15 protein-coding genes are annotated in these 16,196 nt (G+C 60.1%); 7 read left to right on the top strand and 8 right to left on the bottom strand.

Translation table 11 applies throughout. The features are described 5' to 3' along the window. Positions 1-98: 98 nt before the first annotated feature. The 6 genes from HK22_RS01105 to HK22_RS01080 all read left to right on the top strand — a co-directional run bounded on the left by HK22_RS01105 (position 99) and on the right by HK22_RS01080 (position 6,818). On the top strand, positions 99-1,025 hold the full coding sequence (locus HK22_RS01105; RefSeq protein ID WP_086648036.1) for a LysR family transcriptional regulator: 927 nt from the start codon (positions 99-101) through the stop codon (positions 1,023-1,025). 137 nt (positions 1,026-1,162) lie between these two features. Beyond that, on the top strand, positions 1,163-1,714 hold the full coding sequence (locus tag HK22_RS01100) for a sorbitol dehydrogenase family protein (RefSeq protein WP_086648035.1): 552 nt from the start codon (positions 1,163-1,165) through the stop codon (positions 1,712-1,714). 19 nt (positions 1,715-1,733) lie between these two features. Next, positions 1,734-3,197: a cytochrome c gene (locus tag HK22_RS01095; RefSeq protein ID WP_158093524.1), complete on the top strand. Its 1,464-nt coding sequence runs from the start codon at positions 1,734-1,736 to the stop codon at positions 3,195-3,197. Positions 3,198-3,214: 17 nt separating this feature from the next. Further along, a complete protein-coding gene (locus tag HK22_RS01090; protein WP_086648033.1) occupies positions 3,215-4,849 on the top strand; it encodes a GMC family oxidoreductase in 1,635 nt (544 codons plus the stop codon). Between the two features lie 14 nt (positions 4,850-4,863). Next, positions 4,864-5,364 carry a heme-binding protein gene (locus tag HK22_RS01085; protein WP_231865312.1) on the top strand — a complete coding sequence of 167 codons (501 nt, stop codon included), beginning with the start codon at positions 4,864-4,866 and terminating at the stop codon, positions 5,362-5,364. After that, the gene (locus HK22_RS01080) at positions 5,361-6,818 is read left to right on the top strand and encodes a carbohydrate porin (RefSeq protein ID WP_099253073.1); all 1,458 of its coding nucleotides are present in this window, start codon (positions 5,361-5,363) and stop codon (positions 6,816-6,818) included. The genes HK22_RS01085 and HK22_RS01080 overlap by 4 nt, the downstream gene beginning before the upstream one ends. Before the next feature lie 34 nt (positions 6,819-6,852). Here HK22_RS01080 and HK22_RS01075 read toward each other — a convergent pair whose 3' ends face one another. From HK22_RS01075 to HK22_RS01040, 8 genes are all read right to left on the bottom strand, one after another. Continuing rightward, complete coding sequence (locus HK22_RS01075) at positions 6,853-8,187, bottom strand: cytochrome-c peroxidase (protein ID WP_233142317.1); 1,335 nt, start codon at positions 8,185-8,187, stop codon at positions 6,853-6,855. A gap of 5 nt (positions 8,188-8,192) precedes the next feature. Next, positions 8,193-9,869 (bottom strand): phospholipase C, encoded by a 1,677-nt coding sequence (locus tag HK22_RS01070; RefSeq protein ID WP_233142330.1) that lies wholly within the window; start codon positions 9,867-9,869, stop codon positions 8,193-8,195. Between the two features lie 349 nt (positions 9,870-10,218). Beyond that, positions 10,219-10,749, bottom strand: a complete 531-nt coding sequence (locus tag HK22_RS01065; protein WP_086648032.1) for a hypothetical protein — start codon at positions 10,747-10,749, stop codon at positions 10,219-10,221. A gap of 49 nt (positions 10,750-10,798) precedes the next feature. Beyond that, entirely contained in the window at positions 10,799-11,410 is a 612-nt protein-coding gene (locus HK22_RS01060) for a prepilin-type N-terminal cleavage/methylation domain-containing protein (RefSeq protein ID WP_086648031.1), read from the bottom strand. Next, positions 11,407-11,820 (bottom strand): prepilin-type N-terminal cleavage/methylation domain-containing protein, encoded by a 414-nt coding sequence (locus tag HK22_RS01055; RefSeq protein ID WP_086648030.1) that lies wholly within the window; start codon positions 11,818-11,820, stop codon positions 11,407-11,409. Before HK22_RS01055 ends, HK22_RS01060 begins: the two co-directional genes overlap by 4 nt. Further along, positions 11,810-12,277, bottom strand: coding sequence for a Tfp pilus assembly protein FimT/FimU (locus HK22_RS01050; RefSeq protein ID WP_086648029.1), 468 nt, complete (start codon positions 12,275-12,277; stop codon positions 11,810-11,812). Before HK22_RS01050 ends, HK22_RS01055 begins: the two co-directional genes overlap by 11 nt. Continuing rightward, the gene (locus tag HK22_RS01045) at positions 12,261-13,511 is read right to left on the bottom strand and encodes a type II secretion system F family protein (protein ID WP_086648028.1); all 1,251 of its coding nucleotides are present in this window, start codon (positions 13,509-13,511) and stop codon (positions 12,261-12,263) included. The genes HK22_RS01050 and HK22_RS01045 overlap by 17 nt, the downstream gene beginning before the upstream one ends. Continuing rightward, on the bottom strand, positions 13,508-15,199 hold the full coding sequence (locus HK22_RS01040; RefSeq protein ID WP_086648027.1) for a GspE/PulE family protein: 1,692 nt from the start codon (positions 15,197-15,199) through the stop codon (positions 13,508-13,510). The genes HK22_RS01045 and HK22_RS01040 overlap by 4 nt, the downstream gene beginning before the upstream one ends. Here HK22_RS01040 and HK22_RS01035 point away from each other — a divergent pair. Continuing rightward, positions 15,198-16,079 (top strand): A24 family peptidase, encoded by an 882-nt coding sequence (locus tag HK22_RS01035; RefSeq protein WP_233142314.1) that lies wholly within the window; start codon positions 15,198-15,200, stop codon positions 16,077-16,079. The two genes, HK22_RS01040 and HK22_RS01035, sit on opposite strands and share 2 nt — an antisense overlap. Positions 16,080-16,196 lie beyond the last annotated feature (117 nt).

The raw sequence follows: 16,196 nt of genomic DNA, 5'->3' as shown, positions 1-16,196 counted from the left end.
AAGCCCTACTCGTTTCTTAAATGAAATATTAAAAAAACGATTGAATCCATGCCGTAACATCGACAAGAATGTTGCGTTCAATGCAACGGAGTAACGAAATGTTTGGGGGGCATGAATTAAGCGAACGAACCCTGCAATATCTGGACGCAGTCGCGCGCTTTGGCAGCATTCGCTCCGCCGCAACGGCCATCGGCGTCAATGCGTCCACAATCAGCCGCCAGATTGCAGCCCTTGAAGACCAGCTGGCCCTCAGCCTTCTGATGAAACGCGGGCGCGTCACGGCCCTGACGGAAATGGGAGAAGTCGTCTGTAATTATGGACGCGAACGGGCCCGCCTGACCCGGCGCTTCCAGAACAGTCTCCAGGAATACCGCACGCTGGAACGCGGACATGTCACGATCGGGAGCGGCGAAGGAATTGTCAGCGTTCTGATCAAGGCCGTTCTGCACCGGTTCGTCGCCAGTCATCCCGGCATCACCATCGAAATCCGCACCGCCCCCCTGCCCCAGCTTATCCAGATGGTGCGTGATGACGAAGTCGATGTCTGTATTTACGCTGGCACAGCGCGCGACCCCATCCTGAACGCGCGTCCGTTCCAGACCGAGCCGTTATGCGCAATTTTGCCGGCCACACACCCGCTGGCTACGAGAGACACCGTGACCATGGAAGACATCGCGAGCAGCCCGCTCATCTTCTTTCAGTCCCACTTTGCCGCCCAAACCTATGTCGATGCCATTCTGGAAGACCGGCAGCTCAACTGTTTCCCGGCCTACCGGTGCGACCTGTTCGGAACGGCACTCTCCCTCGTCGCGCACAATCTGGGCGTCGCCTTCATGACCAAAGGCGCGGCACAGGATTATGTCGATCTCAATCGTGTCTGCGCCGTTCCTCTGGATCATCCTATTGCGAAATCCTTCGAACGTTACGCCGCAGTTCGCGCCGGTCGGCGCCTGATGCCGGCGGCATTCGATCTGTGGCGGGACATTCTCAGTACCAATTCAGGGCTGTTCCAGACGCCTGCCTGACTCGCAGTTGTTACGGTTAAAAAACGCTCCACATCACCATTTTGTCAGAGCGAACAAGAAATAGTCATTTCCATTATTGGCGAAAAATCCGGAAGAAAGCGCATCACACATCACGCTATTCCTCAAGGAGAGCGCCATTGGACACATTATCTGATCCCAATCCGGTTTCGGCCATGCTTTCGCGCAGGCGACTCCTGGCCCTTTCCGGAGCCTGCCTGACAGCCGTCGCCATAGGGACGGCAAAAAAAGGTTCTGCTCAAGAAATAGTGTCTTCAAACCGTGATGGCATTTCCGATTTCATGCAGCTTTCCGCCTTTGCAACCGGTCATAAAAACCTGGATCTCGGCATTGGATCTGCCCTTTTCCTGGCTTTCGAGGCGCAGAAACATGATTTCCCCGATCAGGTCGCCGCTCTTCGCGAGCGTATCGCCAAAAATGGATATCCGGATGTCGAAGCGCTGGAGGCAGCCCTCACCGGTGACCCTCTGCACGCCACGCTCCTCCAGATTATCCGCGGCTGGTACTCGGGCGTCATTGAAAGCGGAACGAATGCCAAGGTTTACGCCTTCGAAAAAGCGCTGATGTACCAGACATCCCGCGATGTCGTCGTCATCCCGACCTATGCCCATAACGGGCCGAATTACTGGGTTGCAGAGCCCGCTTCCGTCACTGTCATGCCGGAATTCTAAGGGAATTATCTCAGTGATCATGCGATATTTTCGTCCCCTGTCCGGCACGGCCCTGACGACTGTCTTCCTTCTCGCTGGAACGTCCGCCCTGGCACAACCGACAGAGCCGACACCCGCCTCAGCCCATCGTCCTTCCATCAGTCGCGGTCACTATCTCGCGATCGCCGCGGACTGCGCGGCCTGTCATACAAATGGACGCGACGGTCAGTTTCTGGCTGGCGGTTATGCCATTTCCTCTCCTATGGGAAATATTTACTCTACAAACATTACGCCATCGAAAATATACGGTATCGGAAACTATACTCTCGAGCAGTTCTCGCAGGCCCTGAGACACGGCATCCGCGCCGATGGAGCCCAGCTTTATCCAGCCATGCCGTATGACGCCTATAACCGCCTGACGGATGAAGACGTCAAATCGCTCTACGCCTACATCATGAATGAAGTGAAGCCCGTAGACGCCCCGTCGCCCAAAACGCAGCTTCCCTTCCCGTTTTCCATCCGCGCATCTCTGGGGATCTGGAAAATTGCCGCACGGATCGAAGGCAAGCCTTATGTCTTCGACCACACCCACAACGACGACTGGAACCGCGGCCGTTATCTGGTCGATGAACTGGCCCATTGCGGCGAATGCCACACACCTCGCAATTTCCTCCTCGCGCCGGACCAGTCCGCCTATCTCGCCGGTGCGGACATAGGCTCTTGGCGCGCACCAAATATTACCAATGATCCCCAAAGCGGCATTGGCGGCTGGTCCGATCAGGACCTCTATCAGTATCTGAAAACCGGCCAGACAGCGCATGCCCGTGCTGCAGGACCAATGGCCGAGGCGGTCGAGCACAGCCTGCAATATCTGCCGGATGCGGATATTTCGGCAATCGTGACCTATCTCCGTTCCGTTCCGCCCAAGGCCGAGGCAGGAGAAACCGTCGCCAATTTCGCACATTCCGGCCGTCCGTCCAGCTACAGCGTGGCGGAGGCCAATGCGCGCCGAAACAACAGCACCCTGGCCAAAACCACGGACGGCGCAGCCCTCTATGAAACGGTTTGCGCGAGTTGCCATCAATCCAACGGCAAAGGATCGCCCGATGGATATTATCCCTCTCTCGTAGGAAACACGACGACGGGGCAACGCAATCCGAACGACCTGATCGCCAGCATCCTGTATGGCGTGGACCGTACCACGGATCACCACGAAATCCTGATGCCAGCCTTCGGTCCCGGCTCTCTGGTTCAGCCCCTGACGGATGAACAGATCGCGACAGTCGCGGATTACGTTCTGAGTCATTTTGGTAACGCACAGGCCACGGTTTCCGCAGATGCAGTCAAACAGGTCCGCATGGGCGGCAAGCAGGTTCCGCTCGCCCAGCTCGCAAATCCCCGCGTGATGCTCCTGCTCGGGGCTGGTGGTGTCCTTGGCGCCATCATCGTGGTGGGTGGCATCTGGTGGCTGGTCAGCCGTCGGAAACAGCGTGTCGCTCAATAGAATTCAAGGATCATATCATGTCTGGTGAAACGCTTTCGGCTGATGTCGTCATCATTGGAGCAGGAATCTGTGGCTCCCTGCTTGCCCATAAACTCGTCCGCAACGGGCTTTCCGTTCTGCTGCTGGATGCCGGTCCGCGCCGCGACCGGTCCCAGATCGTTGAGAACTGGCGGAACATGCCGCCCGACAACAAATCCCAGTACGACTACGCAACGCCTTATCCCAGCGTTCCATGGGCACCGCATACCAACTATTTTCCTGACAACAATTACCTGATCGTCAAAGGCCCGGACCAGACAGCCTACAAACAGGGCATCATCAAGGGCGTTGGCGGCACGACATGGCACTGGGCCGCGTCAAGCTGGCGCTATCTGCCCAACGATTTCAAACTGCATTCCACCTACGGCGTCGGACGCGACTACGCCGTGAGCTATGACGAACTCGAGCCCTATTACTACGAGGCGGAGTGCGAAATGGGCGTCATGGGGCCGAACGGCGAAGAAATCACGCCTTCCGCGCCGCGCAAAAACCCCTGGCCCATGACCTCCATGCCTTATGGCTATGGAGACCGCACCTTTACCGAAGTGGTCAGCAAGCTCGGCTTTTCGAACACGCCCGTTCCGCAGGCCCGCAACAGCCGGCCCTATGACGGCCGCCCCCAGTGCTGCGGCAACAACAACTGCATGCCAATCTGCCCGATTGGCGCGATGTATAATGGCGTCTATGCCGCACTGAAGGCCGAAAAGCTCGGCGCAAAAATCATTCCGAACGCCGTCGTCTATGCGATGGAAACGGACGCGAAAAACAAGATCACCGCCATCCGCTTCTACGATCCCGAAAAACAGTCCCATCGTGTCGTTGCAAAAACATTCGTCGTCGCAGCCAACGGAATCGAAACCCCGAAACTGCTGCTTCTCGCCGCAAACGACCGTAATCCCAGCGGCATTGCAAACTCGTCCGACCTCGTCGGCCGGAACATGATGGACCATCCGGGCATCGGCATGAGCTTCCAGTCTGCAGAACCCATCTGGGCTGGTGGCGGATCGGTCCAGATGAGCTCCATCACCAACTTCCGGGACGGCGATTTCCGTTCGGAATACGCCGCCACACAGATTGGTTACAACAATACGGCCCAGAATTCCCGTGCCGGCATGAAGGCCCTGTCCATGGGGCTGGTGGGCAAGAAGCTGGATGAGGAAATCCGCCGCCGCACGGCGCATGGCGTGGACATCTATGCCAATCATGAAGTCCTTCCCGATCCGAACAATCGCCTCGTTCTTTCAAAGGACCACAAGGACGCCCTAGGCATTCCACACCCCGAAGTGACTTATGATGTGGGCGAATATGTGCGTAAATCGGCCGTCATTTCCCGGCAGCGTCTCATGGACATTGCCAAGGCCCTTGGAGGAACGGAAATCGAGATGAGCCCGTACTTCACTCCCAACAATCACATTACCGGGGGCACCATCATGGGCCATGACCCACGCGATTCCGTCGTGGACAAGTGGCTCAGAACCCACGATCACGCCAATCTGTTTCTTGCAACAGGTGCCACAATGGCCGCCTCGGGAACGGTGAATTCGACTTTGACAATGGCCGCGCTCTCACTGCGCGCCGCAGACGCCATTCTCAATGATCTGAAACAGGGATAGGTCTTTTGAAAACAATGTCTAAACGCCGGAGCACGGGCGCCGTCCTCAGTCTTCTCATCGCCGCAACAGGCCTTACGGGGTTTGCCTCAGCGAAGGATCTGACAGTGAATCTGACAACTTCCAATACCCTGATCGAACAGGCCAAAAAACTGGCAGCCGCCAGTCATAACCGCGTCGCCATTGCCATTGTCGATGCAGGCGGGAATCTGGTGTCCTTCCAGAAAATGGACGGCACACAGCTCGGCAGCATCGAACTGGCCATCCGCAAGGCCAAGACAGCCCTGTCTTTCGCCCGCCCGACCGCGGACATGGAACATGCCCTCAATAGCGGGAACTACATGATCAGCACGCTGCCCAACGCTCTTCCCGCAGGCGGCGGATATCCGATCATGGTGAACAACCAACTCGTGGGCGCCCTTGGTCTGAGCGGCGGTGAGGGCGATACCGACGCCCATCTCGCCCAGTCCACAGTCACCACCTTCCTGCAGGCTTCAAAGGCAAAGAGCACTGAATGAAAACCCGACGTCTCCTGCACAGGAAAAAACTCGCCGGGTTTTTCCTGTGCGCGGTTCTGGGGATCATTGGCCCCGGCCGTCAGGCACTCGCACAGAGCGAGACCTCCCAGAACCTTGCGACACCTGACTCCTACAAAGCCCGCGCCTTTGCGATGGAAGGCGTGGGCACCTTCGCAGTTGGCCCGCTCGTCCCATCGCTGTACGGCAACCCTCACCTGTTCGGGGACTGGGGGGGCGCCCAGACATGGCTGACAAAGCACGGCATGTATCTCAATGTCGCGCTCAACGAAGAATACATGGCCAACGTCACCGGCGGCCGCACAAAAGACAACGTGCTAGCCGGTCAGGTGGCGGCCGAACTGGATGTGGACTGGCAGCAACTTGCAGGTGTCAAGGGGCTGTGGACGCATCTCCTCGTGATTAACGGACACGGGCGCAGCTTCAGCCATACACTGGGTGATTCAGTTACGAATCCGGAACAGATTTATGGCGGGCGTGGTAACGTCGTCGCACATCTTGTCGCGATGTATGCGGATAAATCCTTCCTGAACGACCGCATCATCCTGTCCCTTGGCGATATTCCGACAGGCAGTTTCTTCGCCTTTGATTACGTCGCCTGCTCCTTCATGAACGTTTCGGTGTGCAGTAACTTCGCTCCCGGAAAATATGTTCCCGGTGGGCGCGACTGGCCATCAGGCAACCTGGGGGGCGTACTGCGTCTGCGCCCCACAGAGCAGACCTACATCATGGCTGGCGTCTTCGCGGTCTCTCCTCACAGCTACAATGGTGGCATTTCAGGCTGGGCCATGGCCCAGAGCGGGCTCGGGAAAGTCTCGTCGCAGATCGAAATCGGCTGGATGCCCTCTTTCGGCAAAGACAAACTGCGCGGCAATTACAAGATCGGCGCCTGGTACGATAATTCGCGCTATCCGAACCTTTATGAAGACATCCACGGCAACTCCTTTCAGGCTACGGGACTGGACCGGCGCTATGAAGCCGGGATGACCTCAGCCTGGTTCATGTTCGACCAGATGCTGGTCCGCAACGGACCGGGCGTGACGGACGGGCTGATCGTGATTGGTGGCGTCGGATATGCGCAGGGCAATCTCGTTGCCATGCGGGACCACGAATGGATCGGCCTCGTCGATAGCGGAACCGCCTGGCACCGGAGCGGCGATCAGGCCGGTATCATGTTCCAGCACATGGACATGAGCCATACCGTGACCCTTCAGCAGGAATCCTCACTCGCGCTCGGACTGCCCTATCTGGCCAATCAGTGGGGGCCTGTTTACGGGGTGCAGCACTGGGAAAATGTCTATGAGGCGTTCTACAGTACCCACATCATGCGGGGCACAACCCTGCAGGCTGATTTCCAGTACCTTCAGCGCCCGGGTGCAACGACGACGTTCAAGGACGCCGCAGTTATCGGCGGGCAGTTGACGGCGAATTTCTGAGATCCTCCAGCAAGGGAGGATCCACAGAGTTCGCTCAGCGGTCCGTCAGGGTTTTGAGAAACGCAATAATGGCCTCGCGATCATGCGGGGTCATGGCGGGCTGCTCGCCGGGCTTGCGGTCAAACGGAGCGTCAGTCGTGTCCAGATTGGCGCGATACCGGGTCGGGATATCGTTATACGCCTCGACATGTCCCGTCTTTAAAACCGGATAGAAGCGCTTGGGTTCGAGGTCGCGGAGGGCGTAGAAATCAAGCACGTCCTCCAGTGAACGAAAAACCCCGTTATGGAAAAAGACCTTGCGTGTGGCCACATTCCGCAGCGTCGGCGTGGTGAACATCCCGCAATAAAGGCTCAGAGCGGTTCGCCCATCCGCCTGACGGTCACAGACCCCCAGATCATACGAATTCGGGTCATGATTGGCCTTGAGCGCCATGTTACGCGGCGCTCCCAGGGCTTCATACTGGTGATCCGTAAAAAGCGGCGGCAGGCGCGTGCTGGCGACCGTATCGACATGGCACGCCGCACAATTGCCTTTTGCGGGATCGTTAAAGGCCAGATACCCCTCCCGTTCCAGAGGGGAGAATTTTTCATGCCCTTCGAGCCAGCCATCGAATTTACTGTTGTAGCGATGAAAAGCCGGGTCTTCGATCTGATACCGGGCCATGGCAAAAATCGCTTCAGCCAGCAGAAGTGAAGAAGACGCATTGGCGCCAGCACCCGCAAGCTGTTTTAGTGTGTCCGAATAGGGCGCATGAATGACGCGCTCCGTCACCTTTTCAGGCGTCGAGGCCATTTCTGCGGGATCATAAAGCGGGCCGAGCGCCTGCTCCTGCAGAGTGTCGGCACGGCCATCCCAGAACAGCCCTCCCTGCGGCACCATATTTGCTGATGCAGCACCCGGATTGGCAGCATTTTTGCCGCCACGCTGTGTAGCCGCCGCATTGGCCACGATGGCTGGCGCGGCTTCGCTGGTCGGATTATCGGGACCGATGCTGAAATTGGGGTTCCGCTCGGCATAGGTCAGGGTCGGAATGGAGCGCTGTCCCTGAAGATCCAGATGCGCACCACCCAGAAAAACAGGTGTTGCAGCCGAGGATGCATAATGATTTCCGGGTTCATGACACGACGCGCAGGACAGTCGGCCAGACCCGGAAATCAGAGGATCGTGAAAGATCTGTTTCCCGATTTCCGCCATCTGCGAGAGCGGATGAACATCCGGTCGCCGCAACGGCACAGGACAGGGATTGCTGCCATCCTCTGCGGGAAGGCAGGAGCCGGTCTGCTGCGCCAGGGCGCTTCCCGTCCAGAGAAGCGCCAGAAGAGTGATGCGACCCAGAACGGGCCGCATCCGATGGTGAAAATCAGGCATAAAGATCAGAGGTAGCGTGAAAACATGGAGAAGATCGAGGACAGCAGGGAGGAGAAATAACCCTGCGCGGTGTTGTTGGAAGCCGTGTCCCCTGAGTGATGGCCAAACGGTGAGTCATCATGCCCGGAAGACTGATGGCCGCCGCCATGATGGGGGTGACGGGTTGCAACGATATCACCCGTGTTATCGTCGAGTTCAAGCGTTTCCGTGTTGGGGTCATGACGAAAATCGAACAGATCGTCGATCTTGCCAGCCGTGGCGTCAAAGGACCCCTGCCCCAGACGCTTGCCGCCCAGCCAGTTGTCTTCGATGAAGCGCGCGATGGAGGCTTGGGTCGTCAGGGTATGGCTGACGAAGTTCTGCTTGGCCCAGGGCGAAATCACGATCAGCGGGATACGCGTGCCGGGTCCGCAACGACCATTGACCGGCTTTCCGCCAACGCCTGTCGGAGCCGTACCGGTACCGCAGATTCCCGCGCCACCCAGCTGGTCCGCAGCAGCATCGAAAGAGCCGTGTGTCGGCGCGACATAGGCATGGTCATACCAGCCGTCGGAGTCATCATAAGCGATCAGGATCGCCGTATCCTGCCATTCCGGCAGCTTCTGAACGGCATTGACCACATCAACCACGCCAACCTGCTCGTCCAGCGGGTCGGAATAGCCGGCGTGACCGTCCTGATAGGCGGGGAGCTTCACGAAAGACACGGCAGGCAGGTTGCCGGCTTTCACGGCGGCGTAGAAATCCTTCAGATCATATTCATGATTTGCCGGTTCCTTTTTCGCCGTCCCCGGAACATAGCTGTATCCGATGGAACTGACCGAGGCCGGGCGGGCATGGGTCGGGTTGGACGTGCTGAGGTAATACTGGAACCAGTTGTGATGCGGGATGTAGTCCGCAACGTTTTCGGACACGATGCTGGAATATGTCGTGCGCGAGCAACCCGTTGACCCATCCGTATTGGAGGCGGTGAGGTCAAAGCCTCCCATGAAGCCGCCCCAGGTGATGCCACGCTCGTTCAGAAGATCGCCGATATTACGACCTGTCATCATGCCCTGATTGGTCGTGGAGGAGCAGGCGTCGTAGCCGGGATCGATGTCATTAACCATCGTCCAGCCACCCTGTCCGTCAGCCACATAGGCGGACGACTTGGCAACGGTGGACGGCTTCTGCGTGGTCGCCAGCAGCTTCAGACCGTTCGTCTGGCCGGAAACGACTTCAAGCGCACCCGGCGTCGAAGGACCATAGGTGTCGGTGTAGGCATTGTCGCTCATCGCAAAGCGCTGTGCATAACGCCAGTACGCCGTGACCGTGTTGCCATCGTAATAGCCGAGAACCTGCCCCTTGGTGCCGAAAGCGCCAACGCCGCCGGATGTTCCACGACCGGTATAAAGCGGGAAAAGGTCCGCCTTACCGTTGTCATAGGCCATCTGTTCGGCCGTATAGGCATGATTCTGGTCAGCTGTGCTGGCCTGCGTACGATCCAGACGGAACGGAAGCGCTGCGTCAGATCCGTTGGCCGTATTGGTGTTGGGGTTCTGCTCCAGCAGTCCCTGCGAAAGCAGGTTGTTGACCGTCGGCGTACCGGGGCGCGCCCTGAAGCCCGGCTCTCCCGTAGGGTTCGCAGCCTTCGGATAGGTGGCGAAGTAATGATCGAAGGAGACGTTCTCCTGATAGATCACCACCAGATGACGAATGGGCGTCCGCGTCTCGGACCCATGCTGGAATGAACCCTGATTCTGGTTCTGTCCCTGATCATTCCAGGGATTCCAGCCACGGGCCTGGCTGAGGGCAGGAGCGGCAACGGACAGGGAGAGAAGAACGGACAGTGCAATTTTGGTGCGCTTCGCAGACACGTCGCGGAATCTTTCATGATGCACGGCATGACCGGAGCAGGGTGCCAGAGGTTCAGGTAAACACCGCCTTGACCGGCTCACGCCAACACAGTGGATGAGACAGTGCGTTAACTAAATGAAAGCCTTTGAAAGAAGTGTTATGGTTTCGTGAAAAACGATATCCTTTGACACATCAGTGTCACGGAGCCTCTCCCGACGCCGGATCGAAATGAAACGTCGGCTTTGACTGGCCCGAAACAGGGGCCGCCGGCGGGGCAGGCACCGGCATCACCGGCGCCGTTGCCCCCTGCGGCTGGGACTGCAGCTGGGGGACAGTCTGAACAGGATGTTTTACAAAAACCGGAGCAAGACGCCGCACGCTTTGCCCGCGCCGGAGAATCACCCCGGTCGCGCTGATCTCCGCAACATTCCAGTCGCCCACACGCTCTCCCACACCCACAACCCTGCCGCGACTGCCAGCGGCGCCGGTCCGGATGATCGCCCGCCATCCTCCCGGACGACCGGAAATCCCCACAACCTGCGGCTCCCCCGCCTGCACAGCGCCCCTGCCCCGGGGCTGCCGGTCAGGCTCAAACAGGGGACGCCCCAGAATGGAATCGACATCAACCTTCTGCGGTTCCTTTGACGGCTGGGCACAGGCCTGCCCCATCACACCCATCAGCAGAAGACATCCGAACAGACCACCGTGAGACCATCGTACCAACATCATTCTGGAACGCCTCTTCCCTGAACCGGCCGCATTTTCCGCCCTCATCTCCTCACTCTCCCGCCGGAGCGGCGAGCAGCGGGCGCACCAGAATGGCGGGCCAGAGCGCCCCTCCGTCGATGCGCTCCATCCGGATGCGGACCAGCAGGGGAAGCCCCCGGCTTTCCCATGTTTTCTGCCAGACATAATGTCCCTCAACGACGCCGTAATAGGAAAATTCAACGCGCCCCACGTCCCGGGCCAGCGTTTCTTCATGCGGAATTTCAGGTTGCAGGGCGCAGTCCGCCCGGCGGAACCGCCGCCAGCGCAGAACCAGCCGTTTGCCCGCATCCACGCCCAACCCCACCTGAACCTGCCTGCCATAACCGCCCTGCTCCGGCAGCCACGACACGAAACCAAGCCGCTCCGAATCACCGGAAAAAAGAGAGGCGCCCCGGCCATCGGGCGTCTCCGCACGCTCGATCAGACGACGCAGGGCCTCTTCCGTACCCTGAAACGTCGCTTCGTCTCCATAACGTCGCTCCGCCTGCGACCAGCCCCGCGTTCCCACGCCCACCCCCTGCCAGAGGGCGACGGACAGCAGCCCGAACACGACCGTCACGACCAGAATTTCCAGCAGCGTAAAACCGTCTTCTCCCGAATCAGACCCCAGACCCGGCTTCATTCCTGCACCGCAGCCCCGACTGCCCTCCCCGACAGAGACACAGACCGCGCCGCGCCGTCTTCCCACACCCGCACCTCCACCGAAAACAGCCCCAGTGACGCCCGCTCCCCCCGCGCCGGAGACGCCGCAATCTGGCGGATATCCACACTGGAATGATAATGCGGCGGGATGTCATAGGTCTGCGAACCCGGCCGGAAAGACGGCATGGCCAGCGCACCATCCAGCTGCGACCTGGCCACAGAAAGCAGACGCAGACCATGATCCGCCCGTCCCCCACCCGCCAGCCCCGCTTCGATCGAGCCTAGCATGGCAGCCAGGGCAAAACCCGCGATCATCAGGGCCACGATGACTTCCAGCAGCGTGAAGCCCTGATCCTGGCGCAAAGTGCGGACCGATCGTTCAGCGCTCATCAATCTGGATCCGTCCCGTCACGTCGCTGAAGCTGACAAGGGCGACATGATGCCCCAGAACAACCATCAGCGGCGCCCCCGTCACGCGCCCATCCGCCATGAACCGGTAAGACGCCCGCGCCATCATCCCGCCAGAGAGCGTCGGAACAAATACCCGCGCAGGTTTGTGAATGCGCGTCGTCCGGAGTGTGTGCCCCTCAACCGTCAGGAACGTCCCCTCCGCGCTGTCCAGCAGAACCGTCACGGTTTCACCGCGGGTTTCAGACAGATCCTGCGCCTGATGCAGAAGATCCACGACCTGTCGCCGCGCCACGGAAAAGGACAGGGCCTCACTCCGCAGCGGTCCCCGTTCCAGCGCAACACCCAGCAGGATTCCGGCAATGGCCAGCACCACTATGATTTCCAGAAGGGTAAAACCGGAATCCCTCCGGCTCTGTGCGTCAATGTGCAAGATCATTGAGGCTCAGCATCGCCAGAAGCAGCGCGGAAACAATTCCAGCCACCAGAACGCCCATGATGATGGTAATCGCCGGGACGAGAATGGCCAGAAGACGCTGGATGATGACGCGGCTTGCATCCTCGTGAATATCCGCAGACCGCAGGGCAATGGCCGAAAGCTGTGCCGTTTCTTCACCCACGCGCAGAAAATGGATCATGGCTTCGGGAAAAACCTTCGTCCGCTCCAGAGAATAGGCCAGGCCCCGCCCCTCGCGCATGTCCCGCGTGGCCTCGCTCACACACGCCGCGCCCGCCGTATTGCCAATCACCCCTTCCGTGATTCTCAGAGCCCCCACAATAGGCACACCGTTCTGCATCAGCGTGCCGAGCGTACGGGTAAACTGGGCGGCCATGATCTCCAGCAACAACGATCCGAGGATCGGAACCCGCAGCAGAAAACGGTCAAAGACAAGCCGCCGCTCAGGCTTCCGAAGCGCTGCGTGAATACTGACGCCCGCAATTCCGAAAGCGACCAGCAGCACCAGCCCCCAATGCGTCAGGAAACTGCCCGTCGCAATCACGATCCGCGTTGCCAGCGGCAGGGTGGCGCCATTTTCCTCAAACAGAGGCACGAACTGCGGCAGCACCTGCGTCAGCAGAAGCACGATCGAGAACACGGACGCCACGACCAGAACCGCCGGATAGATCATCGCGGACTGAATGGTCGCCCGCAGCTTTCTCTCCCGTTCGAGCAGCTCCGAAAGATGCAGCAGAGCCTCTCCCAGCGCGCCCCCCGCTTCCCCGGCCCGGACCATGCCCACATAGAGTTTTGGAAAGACGGAGGGCATGGTCTCAAGGGCCTCGGCAAAGGCCTCACCATCCCGCACCCGGTCCCGCAACGCTCCGATGACCCGACCATTGCGCGGCCCTACGGCCGTTTCCCCCAGAAACCTGAGGGTACGGTCCAGATCGAGCCCGGCGGTCAGCATGGTTGCCAGTTTGCGGGTAAAATCCGCAACCTCCGCAGGCCGCAGCCGAAGCGTATGGCGCCGCCCCAGCAGCACCCGCACACCGCCCTGCACTGCGCCCCGCCGCGTTGCGGGCGCAACCTGCACGACCATCAGTTTCTGCCGTTGCAGCCGCTGCATCACCTGCTGTTCCGTGCTGGCAAGCATGTCGCCATGCACCAGCCGCCCGTCCGGACCAATCGCGCTGTAGTGCCACGTCTCGGAAGGACCCGATGCCGCACTCATCCGCCATGCCCGATGATGCGCGAAACCTCTTCAAGCGACGTCTCGCCTTCAAGCGCCAGCCTCAGGCCCGCCTGAAACAGCGTTTCCATTCCTGCCGCAACGGCTGCCTGTTCGATCTCGGAATGGTCCGCCCCAGCCATGATGAGGCGGGAGATCTCCCGCGATGTCGGAAGAAATTCCGCCACGGCACTGCGGCCGCTATAGCCGGTCTGACGACACTCCGCACAGCCGACCGGATGCCACAGCGTGTGCGACGCCCCCGGATCAAGACCCAGACGATGCGCCAGTGCCGGATCGACAGCTTCGGGACGGCGACAGTGTCCACACAGCCGCCGCACAAGTCTCTGCGCCAGGATACCGCGCAGAACGGCCGTCATGAGATAGTCTTCCAGCCCCATGTCCCGCAGTCGCGTCACCGCCGCGGCAGCCGAATTCGTATGCAGCGTGGACAGCACGAGATGCCCGGTCAAAGCCGCCTGAACGGCAATCTGGACGGTCTCGATATCCCGGATTTCACCGACCATGATGACATCAGGGTCCTGACGCAGCATGGCGCGGAGCAGACTGGCAAATGTCAGTCCAATGGCCGGCCTGATCTGAAGCTGGTTGATCCCCGAAAGCTGATACTCCACCGGGTCCTCGACCGTCATGACATTGCGTTCGGTCGCATTGAGCCCGGCCAGCCCCGTATAAAGGGTGGTGGTCTTGCCCGAACCCGTCGGCCCCGTCACCAGAACAATCCCGTTGGGCATCTCCAGCGCAGAGCGGAACGCCGCGATGACGGAGGGCGCAAGGCCCAGACGGCTGTAGTCGAAACTGACGGTCGTCCGGTCCAGAACGCGCAGGACAACCGTCTCCCCATGCAGCGACGGAACAGTCGAGACCCGGAAATCCACCTCATGCCCGCGCACGGCCAGCTTGATGCGCCCGTCCTGCGGCAACCTGCGCTCCGCAATATCGAGCTTTGCCATGATCTTGATGCGCGACACGATCGCCGCGGCCAGACGCGGGCTCTGGCTGTCCACCTCATGCAGAACGCCGTCATAACGATACCGGACCACAAGCCGGTCCTCGAAGGGTTCGATATGAATATCCGACGCCCGCGTTTCCACCGCCTGGAAAATCAGCTGGTTCACCAGCCGGATAATCGGCGCCTCGCTGGCAAGATCCTTCAGCCGGTCCGTATCGTCCTCCGCGGCAGACCCTTCCGCATCGAAATCACCCTGCCCTCCGGAGCCGTCCGCGCCGTCCTCAGGATAAAGCCGGTTCAAAATCGCCGAAATATCCGACGGCCGCCCCACCTCACGCCGGACCTCACAGCCCGTGGCGAGTTGAACAGCAGCCGACGTATAATCATCCAGCGGATCCGCCATGGCCAGACGCAGCGTGCCGTGTGCGCAGCCCAGCGGAACGGCCCGTGCCTGATGCAGGAACCGCGCCCCCAGATCGTCGGGCAGGACCGGTTCCTGAACGGCGGCCAGATCCTCCGGCGTCAGAACCGTTACGTCCAGCATGGCCGCATAGGTTGCGGCCAGATCGCCCTCGCTGACCAGACCGAGCTGGAGCAGAACAAGCGCCAGAGACTGTCCGGTCTCGGTCGCGACATTGCGGGCCCGCTCCAGCGCGCGACCTTCGCAGACGCCACGCTCGCTCAGCGCGGCCTCAAGGCGCGTGTCAGCCGGGAGCATGGCGAACTCCGGTTGCCGGGCCGGGCAGACGCCCGCTTCTCACGCGCTTGTCGTGCGATTGCAAATCCGCCAGTGTCCCATCGCCATGACCGTTTCCCTGCTTGTTGCCGTTTTCCTTCTGGCCCCGGTTGCGGGGAGTTTCCTGGGCGTGCTCATACGCCGGATCCCGAGGGGGGAAACCGTGGCCTCCGGCCGCTCCTATTGTGAAAGCTGCCACGTTCCGCTGTCTGCCCGCGACCTGATCCCGATCCTGTCCTATGCGGCGCAGAAGGGGCGATGCCGTCACTGCAAGAGCCGGATTACCCCGGACCATCTCTGGATCGAACTTGCAGCGCTCACCGTGCCCGCCATGGCCCTTCTGGCCCGCGTGATAGCCGGTCATTTTCAGGATCTCCCCTTCCGGCTGGCCGACTGGGACGCGTTGTCCTTTGTGGGAGACTGCATCCTCGGCTGGGGGTTGCTGGCCCTCTCCGTGATCGACCTCACCTGCCTGCGGCTTCCCGACATGCTGACGCTGCCGCTGCTTTTGATGGGGCTTGTGGAAGGATATGCCACAGCCGGAACGGAAGGCTTGCTCGACCGTGCGCTCGGGAGTGCGGCGGGGTGGCTGATCTTCGCGCTCATTGCCGCCGGATACCGGATGATCCGTCACAGGCAGGGTCTCGGGGGTGGGGACGTCAAGCTTCTGGCCATGGGCGGAGCCTGGGTCGGGCTGGGCGCGCTGCCTGTCGTCATCGGTGCGGGTTCGGCCTTGGGTATCGTGCTGGCTCTGGCAACGGCCATGCGCTCGGGGCGCTTCAACATGACGATCCTTGTTCCCTTTGGCCCGTGCCTTGCCGCGGCGATCTGGCTGGCGCGTCTCATGCTATGCCGTTCGTGATCCTGATATGATCCTCGATGACTTACCCGATGCCCTGATGCAGGGGCAGAGAGGTTTTCGAACTGTCATGAATTTATAATATTCCAGCCCTGTCATCGTGCAGGGGTGAAATGATAT

This window comes from Gluconobacter sp. DsW_056, from assembly GCF_002153595.1.
Taxonomy (GTDB): domain Bacteria; phylum Pseudomonadota; class Alphaproteobacteria; order Acetobacterales; family Acetobacteraceae; genus Gluconobacter; species Gluconobacter albidus.
The sequence above is the reverse complement of the archived record's forward strand: the minus strand, read 5'-3'. Positions and strand labels throughout refer to the sequence as shown.

Excerpts from the sequence above, each read along its gene's own strand:
- HK22_RS01090 (WP_086648033.1), top strand. The coding sequence starts at position 3,215 with ATGTCTGGTGAAACGCTTTCGGCTGATGTCGTCATCATTGGAGCAGGA.
- HK22_RS01095 (WP_158093524.1), top strand. The coding sequence starts at position 1,734 with ATGCGATATTTTCGTCCCCTGTCCGGCACGGCCCTGACGACTGTCTTC.
- HK22_RS01085 (WP_231865312.1), top strand. The coding sequence starts at position 4,864 with ATGTCTAAACGCCGGAGCACGGGCGCCGTCCTCAGTCTTCTCATCGCC.
- HK22_RS01045 (WP_086648028.1), bottom strand. The coding sequence starts at position 13,511 with ATGAGTGCGGCATCGGGTCCTTCCGAGACGTGGCACTACAGCGCGATT.
- HK22_RS01080 (WP_099253073.1), top strand. The coding sequence starts at position 5,361 with ATGAAAACCCGACGTCTCCTGCACAGGAAAAAACTCGCCGGGTTTTTC.
- HK22_RS01060 (WP_086648031.1), bottom strand. The coding sequence starts at position 11,410 with ATGAAGCCGGGTCTGGGGTCTGATTCGGGAGAAGACGGTTTTACGCTG.
- HK22_RS01040 (WP_086648027.1), bottom strand. The coding sequence starts at position 15,199 with ATGCTCCCGGCTGACACGCGCCTTGAGGCCGCGCTGAGCGAGCGTGGC.
- HK22_RS01035 (WP_233142314.1), top strand. The coding sequence starts at position 15,198 with ATGGCGAACTCCGGTTGCCGGGCCGGGCAGACGCCCGCTTCTCACGCG.
- HK22_RS01065 (WP_086648032.1), bottom strand. The coding sequence starts at position 10,749 with ATGATGTTGGTACGATGGTCTCACGGTGGTCTGTTCGGATGTCTTCTG.
- HK22_RS01075 (WP_233142317.1), bottom strand. The coding sequence starts at position 8,187 with ATGCCTGATTTTCACCATCGGATGCGGCCCGTTCTGGGTCGCATCACT.
- HK22_RS01055 (WP_086648030.1), bottom strand. The coding sequence starts at position 11,820 with ATGAGCGCTGAACGATCGGTCCGCACTTTGCGCCAGGATCAGGGCTTC.
- HK22_RS01050 (WP_086648029.1), bottom strand. The coding sequence starts at position 12,277 with ATGATCTTGCACATTGACGCACAGAGCCGGAGGGATTCCGGTTTTACC.
- HK22_RS01105 (WP_086648036.1), top strand. The coding sequence starts at position 99 with ATGTTTGGGGGGCATGAATTAAGCGAACGAACCCTGCAATATCTGGAC.